Origin of the sequence: Loigolactobacillus backii (assembly GCF_001663675.1) — a bacterium.
Taxonomy (GTDB): domain Bacteria; phylum Bacillota; class Bacilli; order Lactobacillales; family Lactobacillaceae; genus Loigolactobacillus; species Loigolactobacillus backii.
Genome location: NZ_CP014873.1, coordinates 1,665,988 through 1,690,478 on the forward strand (window position 1 = coordinate 1,665,988; position 24,491 = coordinate 1,690,478).

Consider the following 24,491-nt stretch of genomic DNA (forward strand, 5'->3'; position numbering starts at 1 on the left):
TGCCCGGAGGTGGGTGGTTAAAGCAATTAGACGTGAACGTTTTTTATTTTGGCTAAAGTAGTAACATAAACGATTTTTGTCTGGAAGGGTCAATAATTCAATTTTAGCCTAGCTTTAGTAGGTAGGCCGATTACACTACTTTTATTGGTATCGAAAAAATTCACAAAAGTTGAATTTATTTGATTGCCGGGAACTTAGTTAATGGTTACAATAGGAGTAGTTTGAGACTTAATATGGAAGTGGTGTCAGGAATGCAAAACGAAAAAGTTGCCTTATTTATTATTTTTGGCGGTTCCGGTGACCTTGCGCGCCGAAAGCTCTACCCCTCTTTATTCCGCCTGTACCAAAAGGGGTATTTAAAGGATCATTTCGCGGTGGTTGGTACTGCTCGGCGGCCGTGGACGAATGAATATTATCATAATATCATTAAAGAATCACTTGCCGATTTAAAACCTGATGATGCTCAGGCAACCGCATTTGCTGATCATTTCTACTATCAATCACATGATGTGACTAATACTGAACATTACGTTGTTTTACGCGATTTGGCGGCAAAATTAGATCAAAAATATCAGTTAAACGGTAATCGAATTTATTATATGGCAATGTCACCACGTTTCTTTGGTGTTATTGTGGGCCATTTAAAGTCAGAGCAAATTCTGACGGATGCTGGGTTTAACCGGTTGATTATTGAAAAACCATTTGGGCATGATTTCCAATCTGCCAAAGAATTGAATAGCGAGATTCGGACTTCATTTTCTGAGGACCAAATTTACCGAATTGATCATTATTTAGGTAAAGAAATGGTTCAAAATATTTCGGCGATTCGTTTTGGTAATAACATTATCGAATCATTATGGAATAATCGTTATATTGATAACATTCAAATCACGTTAAGTGAATCATTAGGTGTTGAGGAGCGGGCCGGCTATTACGAAACTGCTGGTGCCATGCGGGATATGGTTCAAAATCACATTTCACAGATTGCCACGTTACTCGCAATGGAACCACCAGTATCTTTTAGCGCCGAGGACATTCGCAACGAGAAAATTAAAGTGTTACGTTCTTTGCACATTGATACGATTGAAGAAGCTAAACGTAATTTTGTCCGTGGTCAGTATGGTGCAGCAACCATTGATGGTCAACAACTTGATAATTATCGGGATGCTGACCAAGTTGCAACTGATTCCAATACTGAAACCTTTGTGGCGGGTAAGATGGAGTTTGAAAATTTTCGTTGGAGTGGTGTTCCTTTCTTTGTTCGAACGGGCAAGCGTCTGGCGCAAAAAGCAACGCGGGTGGATATTGTTTTCAAACAAGTGCCACAGAATATTTTTAAGGCGGCCAGTGATAATGATGAGTTGGCGCCCAATGTTCTAACTATCTACATTGAACCAACGGAAGGCTTTGGCTTACGGGCTAACGCCAAACAAATCGGTCAAGGTTATGCAACACGGCCAGTTGATCTGGATTTTCGGCATAGTGCCCGCGCGACGGCTAATAGTCCTGAGGCGTACGAGCGTTTGTTATTGGACGCCCTCAACGGTGATTCGACTAACTTTACACATTGGGATGAACTCGCACAGACTTGGCGGTTTGCTGATGTGATTGAACAGGCTTGGGCCCAGGAACCAGCGGCTGATTTTCCTAATTACGTCAGTGGTTCAATGGGACCTAAGGCTGCTGATGAGCTTTTAGCTCGCGATGGCGCCAAATGGGTGTTTGATCCAGCTAGGCCTGAAATCGAAAATTAAATATAATTAGGTACTTGAAGTGGACCAAAAGACAATGAAGTCAGTAGTCATAACTAGGTAAGAACCATTATTTAGGCATGCTGTGTTCGTCTTTTGGCCCACGTTTATTGTTTTAAGGAACGTTTTGAGTTCAAAGAAGGTGAGTGGATGGCAACTGGTGGATTGTTACAAATTCCTTTGGAAAACGATACATCACGCAAAATTATTCACGTGGATATGGATGCGTTTTACGCGTCAATTGAAGAGCGAGAACACCCTGAATTTAGAAATCAGCCTTTAATTATTGCCCGTAATCCTAGTGATACTGGTGGAAAAGGGGTTGTGACAACCGCAAATTATGTTGCCCGCAAGTTTGGCGTCCACTCTGCTATGCCGGCTGCCAAGGCGCTGGCGCTTTGTCCTAAGGCAATTTTCAAGCGGCCTGATTTCACTTTATACCGAAGTGTTTCCGAGCAAGTTCACGAAATTTTTCACCGTTTTACAGATATTATCGAATACGTTTCTTTGGACGAAGCGTACCTTGATGTGACGGTGAATAAAATGAAACAAAATTCGGCGGCCCAGCTGGCCAAAATGATTCAACAAGCAATTTTTGAAGTCACACATTTAACCAGTTCAACCGGAATTTCGTACAATAAATTTCTGGCCAAAATGGCATCTGATTACCGCAAGCCCGCTGGTTGTACGGTGATTATGCCGGAACAGGCCTTAACTTTTTTAGGTGACCTACCAATCGAAAAATTTCATGGTGTCGGTAAAAAGACGGTGCCTAAATTAAACGATATGGCAATTTATACCGGGCGTGATTTACAACAAATACCGGAAATGCAGTTAATTCAGCGTTTTGGTAAAATGGGTTTTCAACTTTACCGGCACGCTCACGGAGTAGATACACGGCCAGTAGAGTACCAGCGGGAGCGCAAGTCAATTGGCAAAGAAGAAACATTTGGTAATCCCCTTGGCGCGGAAGATCAAGTGACTACAGAATTACATTTTTTGGCGCGAAAAGTGGCCGCCAATTTAGTGAAATTACAAAAACACGGTAAGACAGTCGTGTTGAAGGTGCGTAACCGCAACTTTGAAACAACGACCAAACGATTAACAAGTAGCGAGTATGTTTTAGATGAAACAACGATTTATGCTGATGCGCAGCAGCTGTGGGATGAAATTGGCGATTTAAGTGAAGGGGTTCGTTTACTTGGAATTACCGTGACCAATTTAGATCCCATTGGTTTTGAAGAATTACGCTTGCCACTCTTTTAGTGATTTTGTGTTTTTAGTGTAAAACCAGTATACTTTAGGCAGTTAACTATCGGAAAATTAGTGAAGGGAGAAGTCACATCAATGAAATTTAATTGGTACGGGCAGTTATCTTTAAAATTTAAAATAGCGGCGAAACCGATCTCATTGATCACAATTGTAGTTGCCCCTCGGCCAGTGGCTACGCAAACAGGACTAACTGGGCCGACAATTTTTACCCACTTTTTTTTAAAGGTGAGGTACGCTTCACAACTGTTTACGCAACGAACGGCCAGTAATACTGCTTTAATCGGTGTTGCTCGGTCAGTTACGGTGTAGCGCGATGGCACATAAACGTGAACAAGTGATTCGTTTTATTGAAAAGTTGGTCGTTGGCAAAAAAGTTTCCGTTCGTGGTTTATCTCATCAGCTTGGGTTAAGCGAAGGAACTGTTTATCAGGGAATCAAAGAAGCCGAAGAGCGTGGATTAGTCGCGACAATTCCGCGAGTTGGCACGATTCGAATTAATCATACAATCCAAACAATGCAAGACACACTAACTTACCAAGCGCTGTTACAAATCATTAATGGCCAAGTTTTGGCCGGTGAGCAAGGTTTAACTAAAGTGTTGCATCATTTTTTGATTGGTGCAATGACGGCCGACCGAATGTTACCTTATTTAACGGCGAATGCATTAGTTATTGTGGGTAACCGTGAGGATGTTCAGCAGACCGCGTTGCATAATGGGGCCGCCGTGCTGATTACTGGTGGTTTAGCAGTATCACCGGCAATTGTTGATTTGGCTAATCGCAAGGAGTTACCAATTCTTTCAACTAAATTTGACACTTATACTGTTGCGACAATGATCAACCGTGCCTTGGCGGATCAAAGAATTAAACACAAAATTGCTACCGTGGCGGACGTTTATACTGCACTGGAACACACACGTTATTTATACAGCCGGCAAACCGTTGTTGATTATAAGCGCTTAAATCGCGTTTCAACCCATGCACGTTTTCCAGTGATTACCCAAACAAATCAGTTGGTAGGCATTATTGCCGGTAAGGATATTTTTGATAAGGCCGGTAGTTTAACGCTGGATAAAGTAATGACGAAGGCACCGGTAACTGTGAGTTTAACGACTAGCTTGGCCAGTGTTCGGCACATGATGGTTTATGATGGCTATGAGTTACTGCCCGTTGTGGACGCCCAGCTGCACTTGTTAGGGATTATTAGTCGGCAGGATGTTATGGCCAAAATGGACGAGCGAAAAGAAAAGGCCGCGGGTACTTATTTTGACCAAGTTACGAGCTCATTAACGGCACAACAAGGTGGTGCAGCTTACCACACAACGGTTTTACCGCAGATGACCAATCAGATTGGGACAATTTCCTTTGGCGTTCTCAGCGAACTAGTCGCTTCTGCGTGTCAGCGTCATTTACATTATAAAATAAATCGTGCTTCAACAATCGATCAAGTGAGCCTACATTATTTACGACTCATTCAGTTAGACGCACGTTTAACAATTATTCCTTTGATTATGGAGGCAGGACGACACTCTGCCAAAATTGACGTTAATGTCCAACAAAATAATCAGCTGGTAGCAAAAGCAATCGTTACCTGTCAGCTATTAGAGAATCCAAAGTGAGGTATAAAATGAAGCAAGAACAAAAAGCAATTATTGAAAAAATTCAGGCGTATGGTACGATTATTATTCACCGCCACCAAAGTCCTGATCCAGACGCACTTGGTTCCCAAGTTGGATTAGCCAAAATTATTCAAGCAACCTATCCGCAGAAAAAAGTTTACGTTGTGGGCGAGGCCAGCGAAGGATTGACCTGGATGGCACAAATGGACACGGTTGCCACGGAGCAGTATACTGGCGCTTTAGTGATTGTAACCGATACTGCAAATACACCACGGGTTAGCGACGATCGTTATACCAAGGGTGCTGACCTAATTAAGATTGATCATCATCCTAATGATGAACCTTACGGTGATCCAATGTGGGTTGAGCCAGCAGCTTCCAGCAGTTCAGAATTAATTTATGATTTAGCCGTTGCTGGAAAAATGACGGTTCCAGCTGCTGCAGCGCGACTTCTTTATACTGGAATTGTGGGTGATACTGGTCGGTTTATGTATTCAGCGACAACACCGCATACTTTTGAAGTGGCCGCTGCGTTAATTAAACATGATTTTGATTTTACGTTAGTTAACCAAAACTTAGATACAATGTCGGCCGAACAGGCGCACTTATCGGCCTACGTCTTAGAAAACTTAATTATTTTGCCAAGTGGGGCGGCCCACATTACCTTGAGTCAGGAATTATTGAAACGTTTAGGATTAAGTGTTGCCCAAACGTCATCAATTGTGTCATTACCTGGTAAAATTGCGGCAGTTTCCGCCTGGGTTATTTTTGTTGAACAGGTTCCGGAGAATTACCGGGTTCATTTTCGTTCTAAAGGTCCGATCATCAATGAATTAGCTAAAGCCCATCATGGCGGCGGCCATCCACTTGCAAGTGGTGCGCGTGCTCAGGGAGAAGCTGAAACAAAGGAGATTGTGACGGCCTTAGACCAAATTGTCAGTCACCAATAATGAAAGAGGTTTTTATGAGTAAACAATTTACAGATTTTAAATTGCAGCCCTATATTATAGCGGCACTACAAGCAATTCATTTTAAAGAAGCAACACCAATTCAAGAGCGTTTAATTCCAGTCATTGCGTCTGGCAAGAGTGTTGTTGGCCAATCACAAACCGGGAGCGGTAAAACGCACGCCTTTTTGGTACCAATTTTTAATGTACTAGATCCAACTAATCAAGATGTTCAAGTAGTTATTACGACACCTAGTCGAGAACTGGCTGAGCAAATTTTTCAGGCCGCTGAGCAGATTGCAAAATTTAGTCCCCGGCCAATTCGAATTCATAACTACGTTGGTGGAACCGATAAGAAGCGCCAAATTGAGAAATTACACCACCAGCAACCGCAAATTGTGATTGGTACCCCTGGACGAATTCGCGATTTAATTGATAATGAAGCTTTGAAGAGTTACACTGCAACAACTTTTGTCGTCGATGAAGCAGATATGACGTTAGATATGGGCTTTTTAAATGATGTTGATAAAATTGCGGCAACATTCCCGGATAACTTGCAAATGCTAGTTTTCTCGGCAACTATTCCTCAAAAATTGCAACCATTTTTGAAGAAATATTTGAACGCACCAGTTATTGAAGAAATTCCAGCGACGACTGTGATTAGTCCAACCATCGATAACTGGCTTGTGTCCACGCAAGGTAAGAGTAAAAACGAGCTAATTTATCATTTATTAACGGCAATCAACCCTTACCTGGCCTTAGTTTTTGCTAACACTAAGCGCAATGTTGATGATATTGCAGCCTATTTAACCAAACGTGGTTTAAAAGTTGCTAAAATTTCTGGTGATCTAAGTCCCCGTGATCGTAAAAAAACCATGCGGCAAATCCAAAACCTTGATTTTCAATACGTTGTGGCAACTGATTTGGCCTCACGGGGAATTGATATTCCTGGTATTTCTCACGTTATTAATGCTGAAATTCCGGATGATTTGGATTTCTTTATTCACCGTGTTGGAAGAACTGGCCGAAACGGGTTATCAGGAATTGCAATGACCTTGTATGAGCCAGGACAAGAAAATTTGGTAACCGAAATTGAAAAATTGGGAATTGAGTTTGAACCTAAACAGGTTAAAAATGGCGAAATTGTTGATACCTATGACCGAAATCGGCGGGCAAAACGTGAAAAAACTAAGCCGGCATTAGATACACGCCTCGTTGGTTTAGCAAAGAAAGAAAAGAAAAAGCATAAGCCAGGTTACAAGAAACGAATTCGTAAGGCCATTCAAAAGGATGAATGGTTTAAGCGCCGGGTACGGCATCAAAAAGAGGCACGGGATGAACGCACTAAGCGCCGAAATGAACATTAGTCCGTCTTTGAAATTGGGTTAGTGAATTAAACGACAATGCTTTTTTAGAGGCGTTTCGTGGCATTTGCCGGCAGTAGTTGACAGCTGCCTAGTTAAATTCTATAATAATTCCAGAAAATAAATGACAGGATATCTTTTAAATAAACGTTTCTTCAGGAAGGTAAAATTAACTGAGAATTTACCACTAACGTTTTTTAATTGGCTCCCTGGTGAGATTTCGCGACTCGGCGTTATGAGTTCAAGAGGGAACGATTAACATCGTTGCAATCAAGGTGGTACCGCGCAAAAGCGTCCTTGAAGTTGCAGGGGTGTTTTTTATTTGCTCTAAGATAAGAGAGGATGAATTGAGTTGAAGAAGTTAAGTAGTAGTCAGATTCGGCAAATGTACCTCGACTTTTTTAAAGAAAAGGGCCACACAGTTGAACCGTCAGCGTCACTAGTACCAGTGGATGATCCAACGTTACTGTGGATTAATTCAGGCGTTGCAACAATGAAAAAGTATTTTGATGGCCGAGTAGTGCCAGAAAATCCCCGGTTGACTTCATCACAAAAAAGTATTCGAACTAACGATATTGAAAATGTTGGTAAAACAGCACGCCACCAAACGCTGTTTGAGATGCTAGGGAACTTTTCCGTCGGTGATTACTTTAAGAAAGAAGCAATTCCGTGGGCCTGGGAATTTCTAACCAGTCCTAAATGGATGGCGTTTGCCGCGGATAAATTATACATTACCGTTTATCCGGAAGATAAATTGGCCAAGCAAATCTGGAAAGAAACTGGCGTTAAACCAGCTCATATTATTGAAGATGAAGATAACTTCTGGGATATTGGTGAAGGCCCAAGCGGTCCTGATTCGGAGATTTTCTATGATCGTGGCCAAGAATTTAATAACGTTGCTACTGATGATCCAGAAAACTATCCTGGTGGCGAAAATGAACGCTACCTTGAAGTTTGGAATATTGTATTTTCTGAATTTAATCATAAACCTGACGGCAGTTATGAGCCACTACCACATAAAAATATTGATACCGGGATGGGCCTAGAACGCTTGGTTTCTGTTGTTCAGGGTGCTAAAACTAACTTTGAAACGGATTTATTTTTACCAATTATCCACGCAACTGAAAAAATGAGCGACGCCAAGGTTTACGGTAAAGATGAACAGGATGATGTTTCCTTTAAAGTTATTGCTGATCATTCCCGGGCGGTAACCTTTGCCATTGGTGATGGTGCCTTACCTTCAAATGAGGGCCGAGGTTACGTGTTGCGGCGCTTAATTCGCCGGGCAACGGTTCACGGCAAAAAATTGGGGATTAACGAACCATTCTTGTATAAATTGGTTCCTGTTGTTGGCAAAATAATGGAAAGCTATTATCCTGAAATTTTGCAGCAAAGTGATTACATCGCTAAGATTATTAAGTCGGAGGAAGATCGGTTTAATAATACGCTGACTGACGGTCTAAAACTGTTGGATAAAGAAATTACGACGGCCAAAAAACAACAACCAGCCATTTTATCTGGTGCGGCGGCCTTTAAATTATTTGATACTTATGGCTTTCCTTTTGATTTAACAAAAGAATATGCTGGTGATGAAGGTTTGGCCGTTGATGAGGCCGGCTTTAACGCCGAAATGAAGAAGCAAAAAGAGCGTGCCCGGGCTGCTCGCAGTCAGGATAACGGTATGGGCGTACAAAGTGGTCTGTTGTTAGACGTTAAAACCACAAGTAAGTTTATTGGTTGGGATCATTTAAGTAAGGATCAGGCAACTTTGGCGGTCATTGTGGCCAATGATCAGATTGTTGATCAGGTAACAACTGGTACGGCCGAGCTTATTTTTGATGAGACACCATTTTACGCTGAAATGGGCGGTCAAGTTGCTGACCAAGGTGTGATTCAGAATGAGGCTGGGCAAGTAGTTGCTGTGGTCACGGATGTGCAGCACGCACCAAATGGCCAAAATTTGCATACTGTTGATGTTAAAGCACCTTTGAAAAAGGGTGAGCACTATCAATTGAAAGTTGATCAGGATTTCCGGCGTAAAGTTTCGCTAAACCATACGGCAACTCATTTATTAGATCAGGCATTGCGGGATGTTCTAGGCGAACACGTACGACAAGCGGGTTCACTAGTTGAGCCAGATTATTTGCGCTTTGATTTCACTCATTCTGGTCAAACAACGGCTGCAGAATTGGCCCAAATTGAACAAATTATCAACGAAAAAATTTGGGCGGCGCTACCAATTTCTTGGGTAGTTACGGATATTGAATCGGCTAAAAAATTAGGGGCCATTGCGCTCTTTACTGAAAAGTACGGTAAGGAAGTCCGGGTTGTTTCAATTGGCGATTACTCAAAAGAATTTGATGGTGGAACTCACGCCAAGAATACGGCAGAATTGGGCTTGTTTAAGATTACGGGCGAAACGGGAACTGGTGCTGGTATTCGACGAATTGAGGCCGTAACGTCTAAGGCAGCCTACAGCTTTTTAAATGAGCGTGAACAATGGCTGCAGCAAGCGGCAACTGAACTAAAGACAACCCAATTAAAGACGGTCCCCACAAAGGTTGTTCAACTGCAAGAACAGTTAAGGGATGCTAATAAACAGATTGAAAGTTTACAGGCTAAGTCAGCACAACAACAGGCCTCTGACGTTTTCAAAAACGTTCAAGAAATTAACGGAACCAGCATCATTGCTGAACAGGTCAAGGTGTCTGATATGAAACAACTACGTCAGTTGGCCGATGATTGGAAACAAAAGGCGGCCTCAGATGTTCTTGTGTTGGGCACGGTTATTGGGGCCAAAGTGAATTTAATTGCGGCAGTTAGTCCGGCTGGTATCAAAGCTGGATTAAAGGCTGGTGATTTAATTAAGGCCATCGCACCAAAAGTTGGTGGCGGTGGTGGTGGTCGTCCTGATATGGCCCAGGCTGGGGGTAAAAATCCAGCCGGCCTGCAGGATGCCTTAAAGGCAAGTACAGAATTCTTACAAGGTTAACCTATTTTTGAATTAAATTAGGGGACTAAAAAGTTTATCATAGTGTAAAGTTAAAGTGTATTTGAAAAAAAGTTCCAGCACACGCTAGTGCAACATAATCATCATCGGGCAATGCCGTTTAAATTAAATGCTGGTATGTCTTCGCTTAAGATTAGCGAATGAAATTAATTATGCAGACGACGCTGTACTAATGATGATGTTCTTCATTTGGTCGCTTTTATGCCAATTTAATGTCATTTCGATTACGAATGCTGTAACAAAAGCAAATTAAATTGTTTCCTTGCTGAGTTTCTAGTAGAATGTAGCATGGAATAGATGATAGTGAAAAGGGTGGGGTGTTAGTTATGAGTTCATTGGATAAAACGGTTAGTTTTGATTTTGGCCACGAACAACCAAAGAATGTTAAACAGACATTAGAGACGGTTTACAAAGCATTGGACGAAAAGGGATATAACCCGATTAACCAGATTGTTGGTTATTTACTGTCAGGTGATCCGGCCTATATTCCGCGGTATAACGACGCCCGGAATTTAATTCGTAAACACGAACGCGATGAAATTATCGAAGAGTTGGTTCGTAGTTACCTAAAGAAAGAGGCTAATTAATGCGCTATATGGGGTTAGATGTTGGCTCGCGGACTGTGGGTGTGGCCGTCAGCGATTTATTAGGCTGGACTGCTCAGGGTGTTGAAATCATTCGCATTAACGAAGATGAGGGTGAATTTGGGATGGAGCGGCTTAAAGAATTAGTTAAGCAGTACGATGTGACTGATTTTGTAGTCGGTTTACCTAAAAATATGAATAATTCAATTGGACCACGGGCCGAGGCTTCACAAGCGTACGGAGAACTCTTAAAAACAACCTTTGCGTTGCCGGTTTCTTTTATTGATGAGCGGTTAACAACCGTCGAGGCCGAGCGCATGCTAATCGATCAGGCGAATACATCACGTAAGAAGCGCAAAAAAGTAATTGATAAGCTGGCTGCTGTCATGATCTTACAGAACTTTTTAGACCGAGAAGCAATCAAAAAAAACCAATTATAGAAAGAGGTGCCCGGATGGCAAACGAACAAACTCCGAAAAATGAAGATGAACGTCAGATTACGTTAGTTGATGAAAATGGTAACGAGGAGCTTTATGAAATCCTGTTTACATTTGATTCAGACGATTTTGAAAAATCGTACGTTTTACTTTATCCGGCAGGAACTGCAGAAGGCGACGATGTTGACATTCAGGCGTTTTCTTTTAAATCAAATGATAAGGGCGATCCCGCTGAAGGAGATCTATACCCGATTGAGTCCGATAAGGAATGGGACATGGTCGAGGAAGTACTCAATACTTTCTTAGCCGATGATGATAACGATGAAGATTAGTGAGTGTTTACAAAGACTATCAAAGGATTTTGAAAACACGTTGAATATCTTTTGGGAAACAGCTTAAATTAAGAACGGATAGTTCAATCGTTAACTTTATGTGTGCTAATTTAACTAACAGTCAGTTAAAAGCTTAAATTTCCTTAAAACTAGTTATTTAAGGTTAGTCAGCTTTAAAACTGACTGTTTATTTCGTTAATTTCATGCTAAAATTAAGCACGTTGAATTTTACAAAAGCAGGTAGTGTGCGCCATACGCTACTGTGAATTAATTGTGTTAATTAATCGGCTTTTGTTCACGGAGGAGGGCCAATCAGTGGCTGAAAATAAGCGGCGTTTTAAAGTTGTTATCGGTGGTAAGTCGTATATTATCATCGGTGACGCAACAGACGCACACATGCAGACTGTTGCTAAACTGGTTAATAACCAGTTGGGGCAAATTAAGGATGTTGCGGCTGATTTAAGTGATGAACAAGCGGCCGTCTTGCTTGCAATTAATACGGTTTCAGGTCAGCTTAAGTTGCAAGCGCAAATTGATGCCTTAAGGGACCAGTTAAATAATCGGTCGAAGAATGATTAAAGCTAGAAATTAAGAGGAAACTAATGTTAACAATACTTATTTTATTGGTGCTGCTCTACGCATACTATGCTGGTCGCCGGCGTGGATTAATGTTGCAGCTTGTTTATACGGCAGGTTATCTAATCAGTTTTATCTTTGCGCGCCTACTTTATCGATCAATTGCGCCAAAGTTAACGTTATGGGTACCTTACCAATCGGCCGATTTATCAAGCCGATTTGCTTTCTTTAGCCAAAAAACTGGTTTAAAATTAGATAATGCGTTTTATGCGGCCTGTGCCTTTATGTTAGTTTTAGTGATTGGTTGGGTCATCGTGCGCTTTGTGGGCGTATTAGTTAGTCAATTAACTTTTTACCCATTAGAACAGCAAACAAGTATGATTGGTGGCGGTATTTTAAATGTGTTAACTGTCTACGTTGGCATTTTCCTGATTTTGACGTTACTTGCTTTATTACCGATTGCAGGGCTACAAACGGCGTTAGCTCATTCAATCTTGGCGCGGGGGATGGTTAAATTAACCCCTATTCCAGCGATTCACTGGTGGTTACAGGCAATTTAATTAGTTTATTATAAGTAGGACGAAAGGTAGTCTGATTTTGGTGGTTTCTAGCGCGGCTAGTTAACTGTTAATTACCTTTCGTCCTATCTTAATGTCATTAAAGTGAATTATAATGAAGAAATGGTCACTACTGAAAAGGAGTGGGAGTTGTGGATTCAAAGATTCTAGCGACTTTAGAATTTAGTAAAATTAAACAAGCGATCGAACAATATACGGTATCTGCCTTGGGCAAGCAAATGAGTCGTCAGTTAGTGCCTACGGCTGATCAGGCCACGATTCAACGTGCCTTAGACGAAACTAAGGATGCAGCCGATATCTTACGCTTAAAGGGAGCCATTCCAGTCCCGCAGCTAGAAAATATTCGGCCGCACATGAAACGTTTAGTGATTGGCGCAACCTTAAATGGGTTAGAACTTGCCCAAATTGGGCGTGTTTTACGGGCAACTGCAGAAGTTGATCGTTTTTTTACCGATTTACGTGGTGCTGAAATTGATTTGCGGCAGCTTTATCACTGGCAAGACGAATTGGCCACGCTAACTAGTTTAACGCGGCGACTTCGAGTTTCGTTGGAGGATGATGGTCACGTCACTGATGATGCTTCGACCAAATTAAAGGGGATTCGAAATGGTATTCAACAATTAGAAGGCCAGATCCGGGAACGGATGGGAAGTTTTACCCGGGGAAAACAGGCTAAGTATCTAAGTGAGCCAATCATCACCATTCGAAATGAACGCTACGTTATTCCCGTCAAACAAGAATACCGTAGTCATTTTGGTGGCGTTGTTCATGATCAAAGTGCAACTGGGCTAACACTATTTATTGAACCACAAAGTGTGCTGGACCTTAATAATCGTTTAAGACAACGCCAAGTAGAAGAACGCCAAGAGGTACAACGACTTTTAGCAGAATTATCTAACGAATTAGCGCCTTATCAAACGGAGATTATCCAGAATGCCGATATTCTCGGCCATTTGGATTTTGCCAACGCCAAAGCACGTTACGCCAAGGCAATTAAGGCTACTGAACCGCTATTAGACGACGCTAATCACGTTAACCTGCGTCAGGCGCGGCACCCGTTGATTGCGGCGGATAAAGTGGTTGCTAACGACATTTCAATTGGTGAAAATTTTCAAGCTGTTGTCATTACTGGGCCCAATACAGGTGGTAAGACAATTACCTTGAAGACAATTGGATTATTACAATTGATGGCCCAGGCAGGGTTATTTATTCCGGCCAATGAGGAAAGTCATGTTGGTATTTTTGCTGATATATTTGCTGATATCGGTGATGAACAATCCATCGAGCAGAATTTAAGTACTTTTTCTGCTCACATGTCAAATATCGTGACAATTTTAAAGCGAATCGATGGGAAAAGTCTCGTTCTTTTAGATGAAGTGGGTGCCGGAACTGATCCCCAAGAAGGCGCGGCACTAGCAATTTCAATTTTGGATCGCATTGGTACAATTGGCAGTTACGTTATGGCAACTACCCATTATCCGGAATTAAAAGCGTATGGTTATAATCGGCCTAATACAATTAACGCGAGTATGGAGTTTGATGTCGAAACGTTGCAGCCAACCTATCGCTTATTAATGGGGGTACCTGGTCGTTCCAATGCCTTTGATATTGCGTTACGGCTGGGACTTGATCCACTGGTTATTAGCCAATCCAAGAGTCTAATGAGTGATGATAGTCAGGATCTGAACAATATGATCACGGATTTAGAAAATCAGCGTAAGGCCGCCCAGAAGGAATATCATGAGGCACAGGTGACGCTGCAAAAGGCCACTGAGCTGTATGATGATTTAGAAAGTGCCAGTCGGGAGTTCTTTAACGCACGGCAAACGCAGCTGGACAAGGCTAAAGATCAGGCCAACGAAATTGTGAATAAGGCACAAAAAGAAAGTAACCAAATCATTCATGAATTACGCCAGTTACAATTAAGTGGCCAGGCCGGCGTCAAAGAACACCAGTTAATTGCCGCAAAAACGGATTTGGAGAATTTGAAGCAAAATAAGGCCTTGGCTAAAAACAAAGTATTACGTCACGAAAAAAACAAACAGGCCTTAAAGGTTGGCGATGATGTCCTGGTAACAACCTACGGGCAGCACGGCGTATTGTTGCAGCAATTAGATAAAAAATACTGGGAAGTCCAGGTTGGTATCATTAAACTAAAAGTAAAGGTTAGCGATTTAGAAAAGACCAAGGCAGAAGCGCCCCAAAAGCAGAAACAGCATACAACTACGATTCACGCTACTAATCGGGTTAATCCAACACTTGATTTACGGGGCGAACGGTACGAAAATGCGCTGGCAAAAGTTGACCGTTACATTGACTCGGCACTTTTGGCTGGCTACCCACAAGTAACCATCGTGCACGGTAAGGGTACTGGTGTCTTGCGCCAGGGGATTACGAGCTATTTGCAGGGTAACCGGCAAGTTAAGAAATTTGCTTTTGCGCCGGCTAATGCAGGTGGTAATGGTGCAACCGTTGTTACTTTTAAATAGTAGGCTTATTTTTTGTAAGCAAAGTGTTTGTTGTCGGTGAATTTTTCTGCTAAACTATAAATATCGATTGGGTAGATCAGGTTTCTTTAGTTTGAAATCTGGCTATGGCAATCAAATTCTGTAGTAGGTAAATTAAATAGGGGGTCTGCAAAATGGTAAAAGCAATCACTGATAAAGACTTTAGTGAAGAAACTGATAAAGGGGTTGTCCTAACAGATTTTTGGGCAACTTGGTGTGGTCCTTGTCGGATGCAATCACCTGTTGTTGAACAGCTAGCTGAGGATTATGATGGTGAAGTTAAGTTCACTAAAATGGACGTTGATGAAAACCCAAATACCGCTCAAAATTTCGGTATTATGAGTATCCCAACGCTGCTAGTTAAAAAAGACGGCCAAGTTGTTGAAACCTTAGTTGGTTACCATACTAAAGATCAATTAGATAAAATTTTGGCACAGTATACAGCAGCAGAGGCTTAACAAATAAGGGTCTCTGTCAAATCGTATTGGTGGAGATTTTGAACGGCACATTCACTTCGGTGAATGTGCTTTTTGTTTACTCATGAATTAAACTAATCCGGATAAAGAAGTTGTCAATATTTCGAAAACCAAAACAGTTACGCTTTAATGCCTTGATTTTACGATTAAGTCCTTCAATTGGACCGTTGGAAAATGGATAACGACAACTATTTAGAAGGGCTGAACCATTTTTGATAAACGTGTTGATCGTTATGTCCATTTGATTACTAGTGGGTTGGTAGTTAGTAAGTAAGGATTGGAACGCATTAGCATCCTTTTGGTGTATGGCACTTAAGATACCTTGATAGGTTTGATACACAGATCTAAATCTGGGAAAAGCGTCTAGAGCTAAATCAATGGCGTTTTGTTGCGTCATATACTCGTTAATTCCGCGTAAATAAACAGCCTTAGAATCATTAACTTTTATTTCATCAAGATGAAATAAACGCCATTGAGATTTTAAAATATGATAAATTCGTGAATGCTTATCTTGGATAGTACGAATGGTCTGCGTGCGTTCATTATCTAAGGCACGCCCAGCCAGTTGAATAATATGGAAACGATCGATAATCGTGGCCGCATTGGGAAATAAGCGATGAATGAAGCTGCCATATTCAGCATTCATGTCAATCGTCACTGATTGAACTTGGGCACGTTCTTGAACCGAAAAACGAGCTTCAAAGTAGTCAATGATATCTTTACTTAGCCGATCTTTTAAAGTAACAATTCGGCGATGACTAACGGCATCGCAACAATTAAAGGACATCCAGTGATTACAGGAACGAAATTCATCAAAGCAAAGATTCTCTGGGAGATGTTTAACACGATAGGCTGAGTGAATATTGGCATTTAGGATTCGTTGAACACTGCTTGGCGAAATTCCACAAAGTTTAGCAATTTCTTTACTCGTCAACATATCGCGTGCCAAAACGATCACTTGATGTTTGATATTGTGTGTGAAAGTTTCGTTACGATTAACCAACTTAGTTTTAGCACCACAGGTTTTTGAACAATCTTTACATTGGTATCTTTGACGTTTTAAATGCATTTCGTAACGACCACCGGATAAGGTTCCTAAACGCAGGTGACTCATGTGAGTTCCGTTTTTAATTAAGCTTTTATGGCCACAATGTGGGCACTTTAAAAGTTGATAAGACAAAGTTGCATGGACGACATGAATACGTTGGTTTGTGGAACACCGTTCTTTAGAAATACCAGTGACAATTAAGTTTGGGTCTGTTATTTCGAATAAGCATAAGATAGAATTAGTTAGGGACATCTGAATTTCCTCTTTTCGATTTGTTTTGGCGATTAAATCGTAGCACAAAGAGGACAGATGTCCTTTTTTATTTTTCTGATTTTCAAAACAGACAAAAAACCGGTATTAGTTATTCACCAATACCAGAAAGTGTAGACCCACAAATAAGCTTCAATGCTGAGCATGACTATAATCGGACCAACCACAAACTTAGGTTTTGTGGTTGGTCCTTTTTGGTGAAGAATATCGGGCTGGTTTTGAAAGTGGTGATTAATAAATTGACACGCTAATGAATATTTTTGTATTAGACTAGCTTGACTGCAACTGGTGGCCAGCCAGAACTTCAATGCTATAATTAAGTGGATTGACTCTGGAGGTAATGACCGTGATTCGAAAGCAAAAGGGACGCGATTTAAAAGTTTACGCATACTTAAAGCTGGCAATAAAACCGGCAGTGTTATCCGTGACGACAATGATTTCAGCTGATGAAGCAGCCTACTCTGGACCGTATCCTGATTTTAAGGTGGCCCAAACATTGTCGGATTTACTTGAGGGACTCAAACCGCTATTAGGAACAGATCAATGGCTGCAAAACTGTCATGTTTTTTTGGCCGGTGATTATCAGCCGTTACAAATGTTGTTAACCCAAAGAATGCAACAGGAAGCAACTAAATTAAATTTTGAATTAGCGGCAACCTATCGCAATCACTGGCAAAAACTGGCCACCTTAATTGAGCAACAACATTGGGTGGCAACCAAGGTAAGCCAAGATGCATTTGGGTACGCCGTAAAAGGGAACCAAATTTGTCTGACAACCTTGTTCATTCGCCAGGAGAGCATTCAGCAACGAACCGCCGTTACTGTAAAATTACAAACATCGATTGAACAAACAATGAAGGCCTATTTAACCAGATTTTATCAACAAAAAAATCATTTAACACCAACCAATGTGTTACTGCCAAAAGAACTTACTTTGGCAACTGACCGTGAACATAATTGGCAACAGCCTGAACATGGCTTCCAGCGTGGCGCTGTTTTATTGGCAATTAAATTTGCACAGTCGCAGGTGGTAACGGCTAAGTTAGATGGTCAGCAGGCAGTTCGTGATTTAGGAACTGCATTAGGAATACCGGCGCCAACCCGAATTGAGGCCTTTGATAACTCTAATTTGCAGGGCGCGGACCTGGTTTCGGCGATGGTTGTGTTTGAACATGGTCGGCCGTTAAAATCCAATTATCGGAAATACAAGATTAAGACGGTTATTGGCCAGGATGATTATGCGGCAATGCGTGAAGTGATTTACCGGCGTTATTCTCGGTTATTAAAGACCGGCAGCCGCTTGCCCGATCTTATTTTAATTGATGGTGGGCCGGGCCAAGTTACTGCAGCGCAAGGTGTTCTAGAAGATCAACTTGGTTTATTAATTCCTGTGGCCGGAATGGTCAAGGACCAGCATCACCGCACGGATCATTTATTATTTAGCGGACAAATAGTTCCTTTAGAGAAAACTAGTCTGGCGTTTCGCCTGCTTACCCAAATTCAAAATGAAGTTCACCGTTTTGTCATTACCTATTTTCGGCAACGGCATGAAAAGAGCGGCTTTGCTTCATTGTTAGATACTGTTCCTGGCATTGGGCCTAAAAGAAAACAAGTACTTTTACGTCAGTTTGGTGCGATTGAGCAGATTGCAGCTGCGCCAGTTGCCGAATTGGTTAAACTGGGAATACCAACTGCAGTCGCAGAAAATTTAAATAAGGTATTAAGTCAAGCAAATCTTGATTAATTATAAAAAAAGGAGCGGCCTAGGGTTTATAAGTTTAACCCTAAGTTGCTTCCTTTAAGAATAATTGATTAATGGTGACTACCAAACCAGTGGCGTCTTTTATGGTCGTCACGGCGTGAAGGAATAAAACCTGCACGAGGCTCAGTATTATTTTCAGATTTAGTTGTGGCTGCTTCAATGTTAGGTTCAGTCTCTGTTATCTCCGGTGCTGCTTCGATCGGTTCAGAATCACTTTTTGAAAAGGTTAGTGGCTCAGTAGTTTGGTTCGTCAAAGGAGTATCAGTTGTATCCGTGGCAATCGTAATGGTAACCAAACCTTGGCCGCTCTCTTGCTGACCTTCAGCCACCACTGCAGTGATCTGTTGAATTTGTTGGGCAATAAAACCAGTTTCAAGTTGAAAGTCAGCCTTTGCAAAAGCTGCTTGCCTTTTCTCGATAATGGGGCCGGCCAAGGTAAAATGATATTGGCGGTGTCCTTGTTCAGTTAACGTCAAGTCACCCAAGCCGAATTGGCTAAAAAAGTGAGAAAGATCGCTGATATCAGCTAGTGGTAATTGCCGCGCAAGGCTTTTACCAGCCCAGTACAAAATACCTGCTGACTCTTGACCAAGTAAATTTGGCAATAACACGTCACGCAATAATTCGTAATTCAAGGAATTAGCCGGTGTGGAAGATTTTATTAAACTGTCATATAAGTTTTCTGTCATGGGTAACGTCCCCTCTTAAAAGCTCTTAGGTTCATTATACCAAAAAAGAATCGTTCGCACGTTTAATTCATGATAAAAGTGGAAACCTTGCACAATTTTTAAAATGGCGGTAGAGTTTAGGTTCGAGGTTCAATCAAGGACAGAATTTTAAAGTGTAAAAGAGGCAAAATAAATGAGCAATGAACAAGCGATTGGCTTTATGGACTCGGGTGTTGGTGGACTAACCGTTGTTCGTGAAGCAATGCGGCAGTTACCGAACGAACGAGTGGTTTATATCGGTGATACGGCACGTAATCCATACGGCCCCAGACCGCAGGAACAAGTTAAGCAATTTACTTGGGACATGACCAATTTCTTATTGGCCCAAAACGTTAAAATGATTGTAATTGCTTGTAACACAGCAACAGCGGCCGCTTTAGAAGAGATAAAGGATAAGTTAAAGATTCCGGTGATCGGCGTTATTTTACCAGGTAGCCGGGCCGCAATCAAAGCAACTAAAAACCAACGGATTGGTGTCATTGGTACTCAAGGAACAATTAAAAGTGCGGCCTACGCCAAGGCTATTCACCAAAAAGCGGCCCACGTAACCGTTAGTAGTTTAGCGTGCCCTGAATTTGTGTCATTAGTTGAAAGTAATGAATATCGATCAGCCGTTGCCAAAAAGGTGGTGGCGGATGATCTAAGTTATTTTGCGGATAAAAACATTGATACTTTGGTTATGGGCTGTACGCACTACCCGTTACTACGGCCTTTAATTCAAAATTTTGTTGGTGATCAGGTGACTTTAATTGATTCTGGTGCCGAAACGGTGACCCAAGTGTCGATGCTTTTAGATTATTTTGAGATTGCCAACGAGAATAATCAGGTAGCACCGCAACACGCATTTTATACCACGGGTAATCCCAAAATGTTTAACGAAATTGCAGGGGATTGGCTACAATTAGGCGATTTAGATACGCAGCACGTTGACTTTTAATTTGGAGGTTAAAGTTATGTTACAACGACAAAATGATCGGGGAAAGGCTGAGTTACGGCCATTTAAAATGGTACCCAATTATCTGAAAAATCCTGAAGGCTCAGTCTTGATGGTGCTTGGTGATACGCGAATTGTTTGTAACGCCAGTGTTGAAGAACACTTGCCTAAATTCTTGCAGGGACAGGGTAAGGGTTGGATTAGCGGGGAATATAGCATGTTACCCCGAGCAACACAACAACGGACTCGACGTGAAGCAACACGGGGCCACCAAAATGGGCGGACGATTGAGATTCAGCGCTTAATTGGCCGCTCTTTACGGGCAGTAGTTGATTTAGAAAGGCTTGGTGAGCGTTCAATTATCGTCGATTGTGATGTTTTGCAGGCGGATGGTGGGACAAGAACGGCCAGTATTACCGGGGCTTTTTTTGCCTTAAAGTTAGCGATTCAACACTTACTGGATACCCAAGTGCTGGCGGAAGATCCACTGAAGGATGATTTGGCCGCCATTAGTGTTGGGATCGTACCTGAATTAGGACCAGTACTTGACCTTGATTACGATGAAGATTCACAAGCCGAAGTTGACATGAACATTGTGCGGACCGGCAGTGGTGAATTTGTTGAACTGCAAGGAACTGGTGAAGAGGCAACTTTTTCTGGTAGCGAACTAAATGATCTACTTTATTTGGGAACCAAAGGGGTCGAGCAGCTCATTACGGCGCAACGGCACCAGTTTGAAAAATTACTGCACCCTTACGATACGGCTAATTTAGACGAGCAAACAATTGTGGTTGCAACGCGCAATCCTGGTAAGGCCAAAGAATTCAAAGCAATGTTTGCCGCGGCCGATTTAACGGTTAAAACCTTGCTTGATTTTCCAGAAATCCCTGAGGTTAAAGAAACCGGCAAAACATTCGAAGAAAATGCACGTTTGAAGGCCGACTCAATTGCTTTGAAATTAAATCTACCCGTTTTGGCGGATGATTCTGGGTTGATGGTTGATGCATTGCACGGCCGTCCCGGAGTTTATTCGGCGCGTTTTGCTGGTGACCATAATGATGCCGCAAATAACGCTAAATTACTGTATGAATTAAGTGAATTACCCAAGGAAAAACGTACTGCGACTTTTCACACAACGCTTGTTTTTGCCAAGCCTGGTCGTCCCAAAGATGATTTAGTCGTTGATGGCGAAGTTGCCGGTGAGATCTTATCGATTCCGCGTGGGGATAACGGGTTTGGTTACGATCCTTTATTTTACGTGCCAAGTTTGAAAAGGAGTATGGCCGAGTTAACCGAAGTTGAAAAAAATAAAATTTCGCACCGGGGTAATGCTTTACGGAAATTAGAGGATCAGTGGCAAGACTGGTTAGCCAAAGATTAGTGTATTATTTAAATTTGAATGAAGTCGTTATGAAAAGCTGGTTTTACATTTAGTTTTCAGTACAATAAAGGTAATGAATGGAGGCGGTTTTCGTGATTAGTCAGCCAATGCTTACAATGCTTGCAAAAAATCAGGATCATTTTTTAATTCCTGCTGAAAAGGTTGCTAATGTCCAAGTTGATAATAAACTAAACCACGCTTTTTTAGTCCTGACAAAAGTTCGTTATTCCAAAATTCCTGTTTTGGATGCTGATTCAAAATTCATTGGTTTGTTGTCAATGCCAATGATTACGGACACAATGTTAGGGCTGGACGATATTGATGTGAGCCAACTTAGTCAACATTATGTCGGCGAAGTTTGTGAACGCGATGTTGCAACAGTTGAAAATCCCTATGACATTGAGTTAATATTACATTTATTAGTAGATGATCCGTTTTTACCGGTAGTTAGTCGCGAAGGTGACTTTACGGGAATTGTGACGCGGCGTGAAATGATGAAAAGTTTTAACTACGTTGTTCATAATTTTGAGCGGGAACCACAACTAATTAAACAGGGAGAGGTAAATGAAAATTTAACCTTAAAAAAATGAAATAGGAAAGGTGGGTGTCGTTTTGGACGCCAACGAAATTATTCGCTTTATCAGTGAGGCAAAGAAGCAAACACCAGTTAAGGTCTATCTTAAGGGGAATCTGACCGCTTTAAAGGTGCCAGATGAATTAGAAACTTTTTTTGAAACGAAAACGGGGGTACTCTTTGGTGATTGGGCCATTGTTGAACCCTTTTTAAAGGAGAATGCGGCCGCAATTAGCGATTACCACGTTGAAAACAGTGCCCGCAATTCGGCCGTTCCAATGGTTGATTTAAAACAATTTGATGCTCGGATTGAGCCAGGAGCGTTTATTCGCGATCAGGTTGAAATTCATAAAAATGCTGTGATTATGATGGGTGCCGTAATTAATATTGGTGCCGTGATTGGTGAGGGCTCAATGATTGATATGGGCGCTGTACTTGGCGGCAGGGCAACTGTTGGTAAGCGAGCCCATATTGGTGCTGGGGCTGTACTGGCCGGCGTTGTTGAGCCACCTTCAGCCCAACCCGTTATGATTGACGATGATGTTTTAGTTGGTGCTAATGCAGTTGTTTTGGAAGGCGTTCATGTTGGTAAGGGTGCTGTTGTTGCTGCCGGTGCTATTGTCACAAAAGACGTTACGCCAAATACGGTTGTTGCCGGTGTACCGGCTAAGAAGATTAAAGATATTGATGATAAAACCCGAAGTAAGACTGAAATTTTGGATGCCTTACGTAAATTAGATTAGTTAGCGAATTTATAGCTAGAAATTATTTTTATAAGTACGCGGCAATTAAGTTAATTTCGGGTGCCTTTTTAAATACACTTTGGATGAGTGCGCGGAGTGATGGTTCAACTTGGCTTATCGTCTTGGTTGAATCACCATCACCGTAGCGACAAGGTTATTAATGGACTTGACCGTCATTTGAGCCTCGATCGATCTCAATCTGGGTATCGTTGGCTGCTAGTAACCCGTCATAACTTGCAATTACAGCGTAGAACTGAACAATTTTTTGAGACACTCTTTTAAAGGGATGAAATAGTTTGACACTAACGACGAAGGCTCTAACAAAGATATACGAAGATTTACATCAAATTCCCGAGCTTGGTTTGCAGGAACATGAAACACAAGCATACTTACTTAACGTTATTAAGCGTTTGCCACAAACTAATTTAAAAATTAAAACGGTCGAAACGGCAACGCTGGTATTGGTTGCAGGTAGTGTGGCTAAGAAGACAATCGGTTGGCGGACGGACATTGATGCCTTGCCTGTAACTGAAAAAACTGGTTTACCCTTTGCTTCTAAGCATCCCGGAATGATGCACGCCTGTGGTCATGATTTACACATGACGGTTGCACTCGGGCTCTTAGCGTATTTTGCGGAGCACCAGCCAAAAAATAACTTATTTTTCTTGTTCCAACCAGCCGAAGAAAATGCCAGTGGAGGTAAGCGACTATACGACAGCGGTGCACTAGACGATTGGCTGCCTGACGAGATTTATGGATTACATATTAATCCACAGCTACCAGCCGGGGCAATTGGGTGCCGGCAAGGGACCCTTTTCGCGGGAACTTGTGAAATTCACGCTCGCTTTCACGGTAAGAGTGGTCACGCGGCCTACCCGCACTTAGCTAACGATATGGTGGTTGCTGGCGCTTACTTTGTCAGTCAATTACAAACAATTGTGAGTCGTAATGTTAACCCGATTGAAGCCGGTGTGGTCACGCTTGGTCAATTTCACGCGGGAACGATTGGTAACGTCATCAGTGGTGAGGCCAAAATTGATGGAACAATTCGTGCACTAACGCAAAAAATGAATCGCCACATTCAACGGCGTGTCCAAACAATTGCAGAAGGCGTTGCATTGGCCTTTAATTGTGAGGTCGAATTAAAGCTCAACCAAGGTGGTTATTATCCGGTTGAAAATAATCCGATTACAACCAAGGCGCTGATTGATTTCATGCAACAAGAACCAGGCGTCAATTTTATTGAAACTGAACCGGCGATGACCGGCGAGGATTTTGGGTACTTAATCTCTAAAATTAATGGAACCATGTTTTGGCTAGGAGTTGATCAACCATATCAACTACATTCAGAAAAATTAGCGCCAAATGAGGCGGCAATTGAAAAGGGTGTTGCTGCTATCACAGCTTACTTTAAACAACGAGATCAAACTTTAGCGTAGGGAATATTTGAAAAGGCAATTAGATTTTACTCCGCAATTGAAGTGTTATTAGCTTCGCTGACGCGGCCAATCGGACTAAGATAAACCGAAGTTCGAGTTGTCGCAGTAAACTGTCTTTCTAAATACGACCATGCCTAAGCGGGGGCCCTAAACTCATAAT

22 protein-coding genes are annotated in these 24,491 nt (G+C 41.9%); 20 read left to right on the plus strand and 2 right to left on the minus strand.

Annotated features, from left to right (window positions below):
• Positions 1–251: 251 nt before the first annotated feature.
• From zwf to trxA, 14 genes are all read left to right on the plus strand, one after another.
• Positions 252–1,754, plus strand: coding sequence for a glucose-6-phosphate dehydrogenase (gene zwf / locus AYR53_RS07375; protein WP_068223338.1), 1,503 nt, complete (start codon positions 252–254; stop codon positions 1,752–1,754).
• A gap of 147 nt (positions 1,755–1,901) precedes the next feature.
• Complete coding sequence (gene dinB, locus AYR53_RS07380; protein ID WP_068223341.1) at positions 1,902–3,017, plus strand: DNA polymerase IV; 1,116 nt, start codon at positions 1,902–1,904, stop codon at positions 3,015–3,017.
• Between the two features lie 81 nt (positions 3,018–3,098).
• Positions 3,099–3,332, plus strand: coding sequence for a hypothetical protein (locus AYR53_RS07385; protein WP_068223344.1), 234 nt, complete (start codon positions 3,099–3,101; stop codon positions 3,330–3,332).
• 4 nt (positions 3,333–3,336) lie between these two features.
• A complete protein-coding gene (locus tag AYR53_RS07390) occupies positions 3,337–4,641 on the plus strand; it encodes a DRTGG domain-containing protein (RefSeq protein WP_068280882.1) in 1,305 nt (434 codons plus the stop codon).
• A gap of 8 nt (positions 4,642–4,649) precedes the next feature.
• Positions 4,650–5,591 carry a DHH family phosphoesterase gene (locus AYR53_RS07395; RefSeq protein WP_068223350.1) on the plus strand — a complete coding sequence of 314 codons (942 nt, stop codon included), beginning with the start codon at positions 4,650–4,652 and terminating at the stop codon, positions 5,589–5,591.
• A 14-nt stretch (positions 5,592–5,605) separates the two neighbouring features.
• The gene (locus tag AYR53_RS07400; protein ID WP_125636141.1) at positions 5,606–6,955 is read left to right on the plus strand and encodes a DEAD/DEAH box helicase; all 1,350 of its coding nucleotides are present in this window, start codon (positions 5,606–5,608) and stop codon (positions 6,953–6,955) included.
• 349 nt (positions 6,956–7,304) lie between these two features.
• Positions 7,305–9,944: an alanine--tRNA ligase gene (gene alaS, locus AYR53_RS07405; RefSeq protein ID WP_068223356.1), complete on the plus strand. Its 2,640-nt coding sequence runs from the start codon at positions 7,305–7,307 to the stop codon at positions 9,942–9,944.
• Between the two features lie 344 nt (positions 9,945–10,288).
• On the plus strand, positions 10,289–10,549 hold the full coding sequence (locus AYR53_RS07410; RefSeq protein WP_068223359.1) for an IreB family regulatory phosphoprotein: 261 nt from the start codon (positions 10,289–10,291) through the stop codon (positions 10,547–10,549).
• Positions 10,549–10,986 (plus strand): Holliday junction resolvase RuvX, encoded by a 438-nt coding sequence (gene ruvX, locus AYR53_RS07415; RefSeq protein WP_068223362.1) that lies wholly within the window; start codon positions 10,549–10,551, stop codon positions 10,984–10,986. The genes AYR53_RS07410 and ruvX overlap by 1 nt, the downstream gene beginning before the upstream one ends.
• A gap of 14 nt (positions 10,987–11,000) precedes the next feature.
• Positions 11,001–11,315 (plus strand): DUF1292 domain-containing protein, encoded by a 315-nt coding sequence (locus tag AYR53_RS07420; protein ID WP_068223365.1) that lies wholly within the window; start codon positions 11,001–11,003, stop codon positions 11,313–11,315.
• A 315-nt stretch (positions 11,316–11,630) separates the two neighbouring features.
• Complete coding sequence (locus AYR53_RS07425; RefSeq protein ID WP_068223368.1) at positions 11,631–11,894, plus strand: cell division protein ZapA; 264 nt, start codon at positions 11,631–11,633, stop codon at positions 11,892–11,894.
• Positions 11,895–11,917: 23 nt separating this feature from the next.
• Positions 11,918–12,451, plus strand: coding sequence for a CvpA family protein (locus AYR53_RS07430; RefSeq protein ID WP_068223370.1), 534 nt, complete (start codon positions 11,918–11,920; stop codon positions 12,449–12,451).
• Positions 12,452–12,600: 149 nt separating this feature from the next.
• Positions 12,601–14,958, plus strand: coding sequence for an endonuclease MutS2 (locus AYR53_RS07435; RefSeq protein WP_068280880.1), 2,358 nt, complete (start codon positions 12,601–12,603; stop codon positions 14,956–14,958).
• A gap of 152 nt (positions 14,959–15,110) precedes the next feature.
• Positions 15,111–15,434, plus strand: a complete 324-nt coding sequence (trxA, locus tag AYR53_RS07440) for a thioredoxin (protein ID WP_068223376.1) — start codon at positions 15,111–15,113, stop codon at positions 15,432–15,434.
• A 76-nt stretch (positions 15,435–15,510) separates the two neighbouring features.
• Here the strand turns inward: trxA and AYR53_RS07445 are convergent, their stop codons facing one another.
• The gene (locus tag AYR53_RS07445) at positions 15,511–16,752 is read right to left on the minus strand and encodes an ISL3 family transposase (RefSeq protein ID WP_068280879.1); all 1,242 of its coding nucleotides are present in this window, start codon (positions 16,750–16,752) and stop codon (positions 15,511–15,513) included.
• Between the two features lie 364 nt (positions 16,753–17,116).
• Between AYR53_RS07445 and AYR53_RS07450 the strand changes: the two genes are divergently transcribed.
• Positions 17,117–18,514, plus strand: coding sequence for a helix-hairpin-helix domain-containing protein (locus AYR53_RS07450; protein ID WP_068223379.1), 1,398 nt, complete (start codon positions 17,117–17,119; stop codon positions 18,512–18,514).
• A gap of 68 nt (positions 18,515–18,582) precedes the next feature.
• Here the strand turns inward: AYR53_RS07450 and AYR53_RS07455 are convergent, their stop codons facing one another.
• Positions 18,583–19,221, minus strand: a complete 639-nt coding sequence (locus AYR53_RS07455; protein ID WP_068223382.1) for a YslB family protein — start codon at positions 19,219–19,221, stop codon at positions 18,583–18,585.
• Between the two features lie 172 nt (positions 19,222–19,393).
• Here AYR53_RS07455 and racE point away from each other — a divergent pair, with 172 nt between their 5' ends.
• The 5 genes from racE to AYR53_RS07480 all read left to right on the plus strand — a co-directional run bounded on the left by racE (position 19,394) and on the right by AYR53_RS07480 (position 24,331).
• Complete coding sequence (gene racE / locus AYR53_RS07460; RefSeq protein WP_068223384.1) at positions 19,394–20,197, plus strand: glutamate racemase; 804 nt, start codon at positions 19,394–19,396, stop codon at positions 20,195–20,197.
• A 16-nt stretch (positions 20,198–20,213) separates the two neighbouring features.
• Positions 20,214–21,575 carry a ribonuclease PH gene (gene rph / locus AYR53_RS07465; RefSeq protein ID WP_068223387.1) on the plus strand — a complete coding sequence of 454 codons (1,362 nt, stop codon included), beginning with the start codon at positions 20,214–20,216 and terminating at the stop codon, positions 21,573–21,575.
• 92 nt (positions 21,576–21,667) lie between these two features.
• Complete coding sequence (cbpB, locus tag AYR53_RS07470) at positions 21,668–22,165, plus strand: cyclic-di-AMP-binding protein CbpB (RefSeq protein WP_068223390.1); 498 nt, start codon at positions 21,668–21,670, stop codon at positions 22,163–22,165.
• A gap of 22 nt (positions 22,166–22,187) precedes the next feature.
• Positions 22,188–22,892 (plus strand): 2,3,4,5-tetrahydropyridine-2,6-dicarboxylate N-acetyltransferase, encoded by a 705-nt coding sequence (gene dapD / locus AYR53_RS07475; protein WP_068280878.1) that lies wholly within the window; start codon positions 22,188–22,190, stop codon positions 22,890–22,892.
• A gap of 296 nt (positions 22,893–23,188) precedes the next feature.
• The gene (locus tag AYR53_RS07480) at positions 23,189–24,331 is read left to right on the plus strand and encodes an N-acetyldiaminopimelate deacetylase (protein ID WP_068223396.1); all 1,143 of its coding nucleotides are present in this window, start codon (positions 23,189–23,191) and stop codon (positions 24,329–24,331) included.
• Positions 24,332–24,491 lie beyond the last annotated feature (160 nt).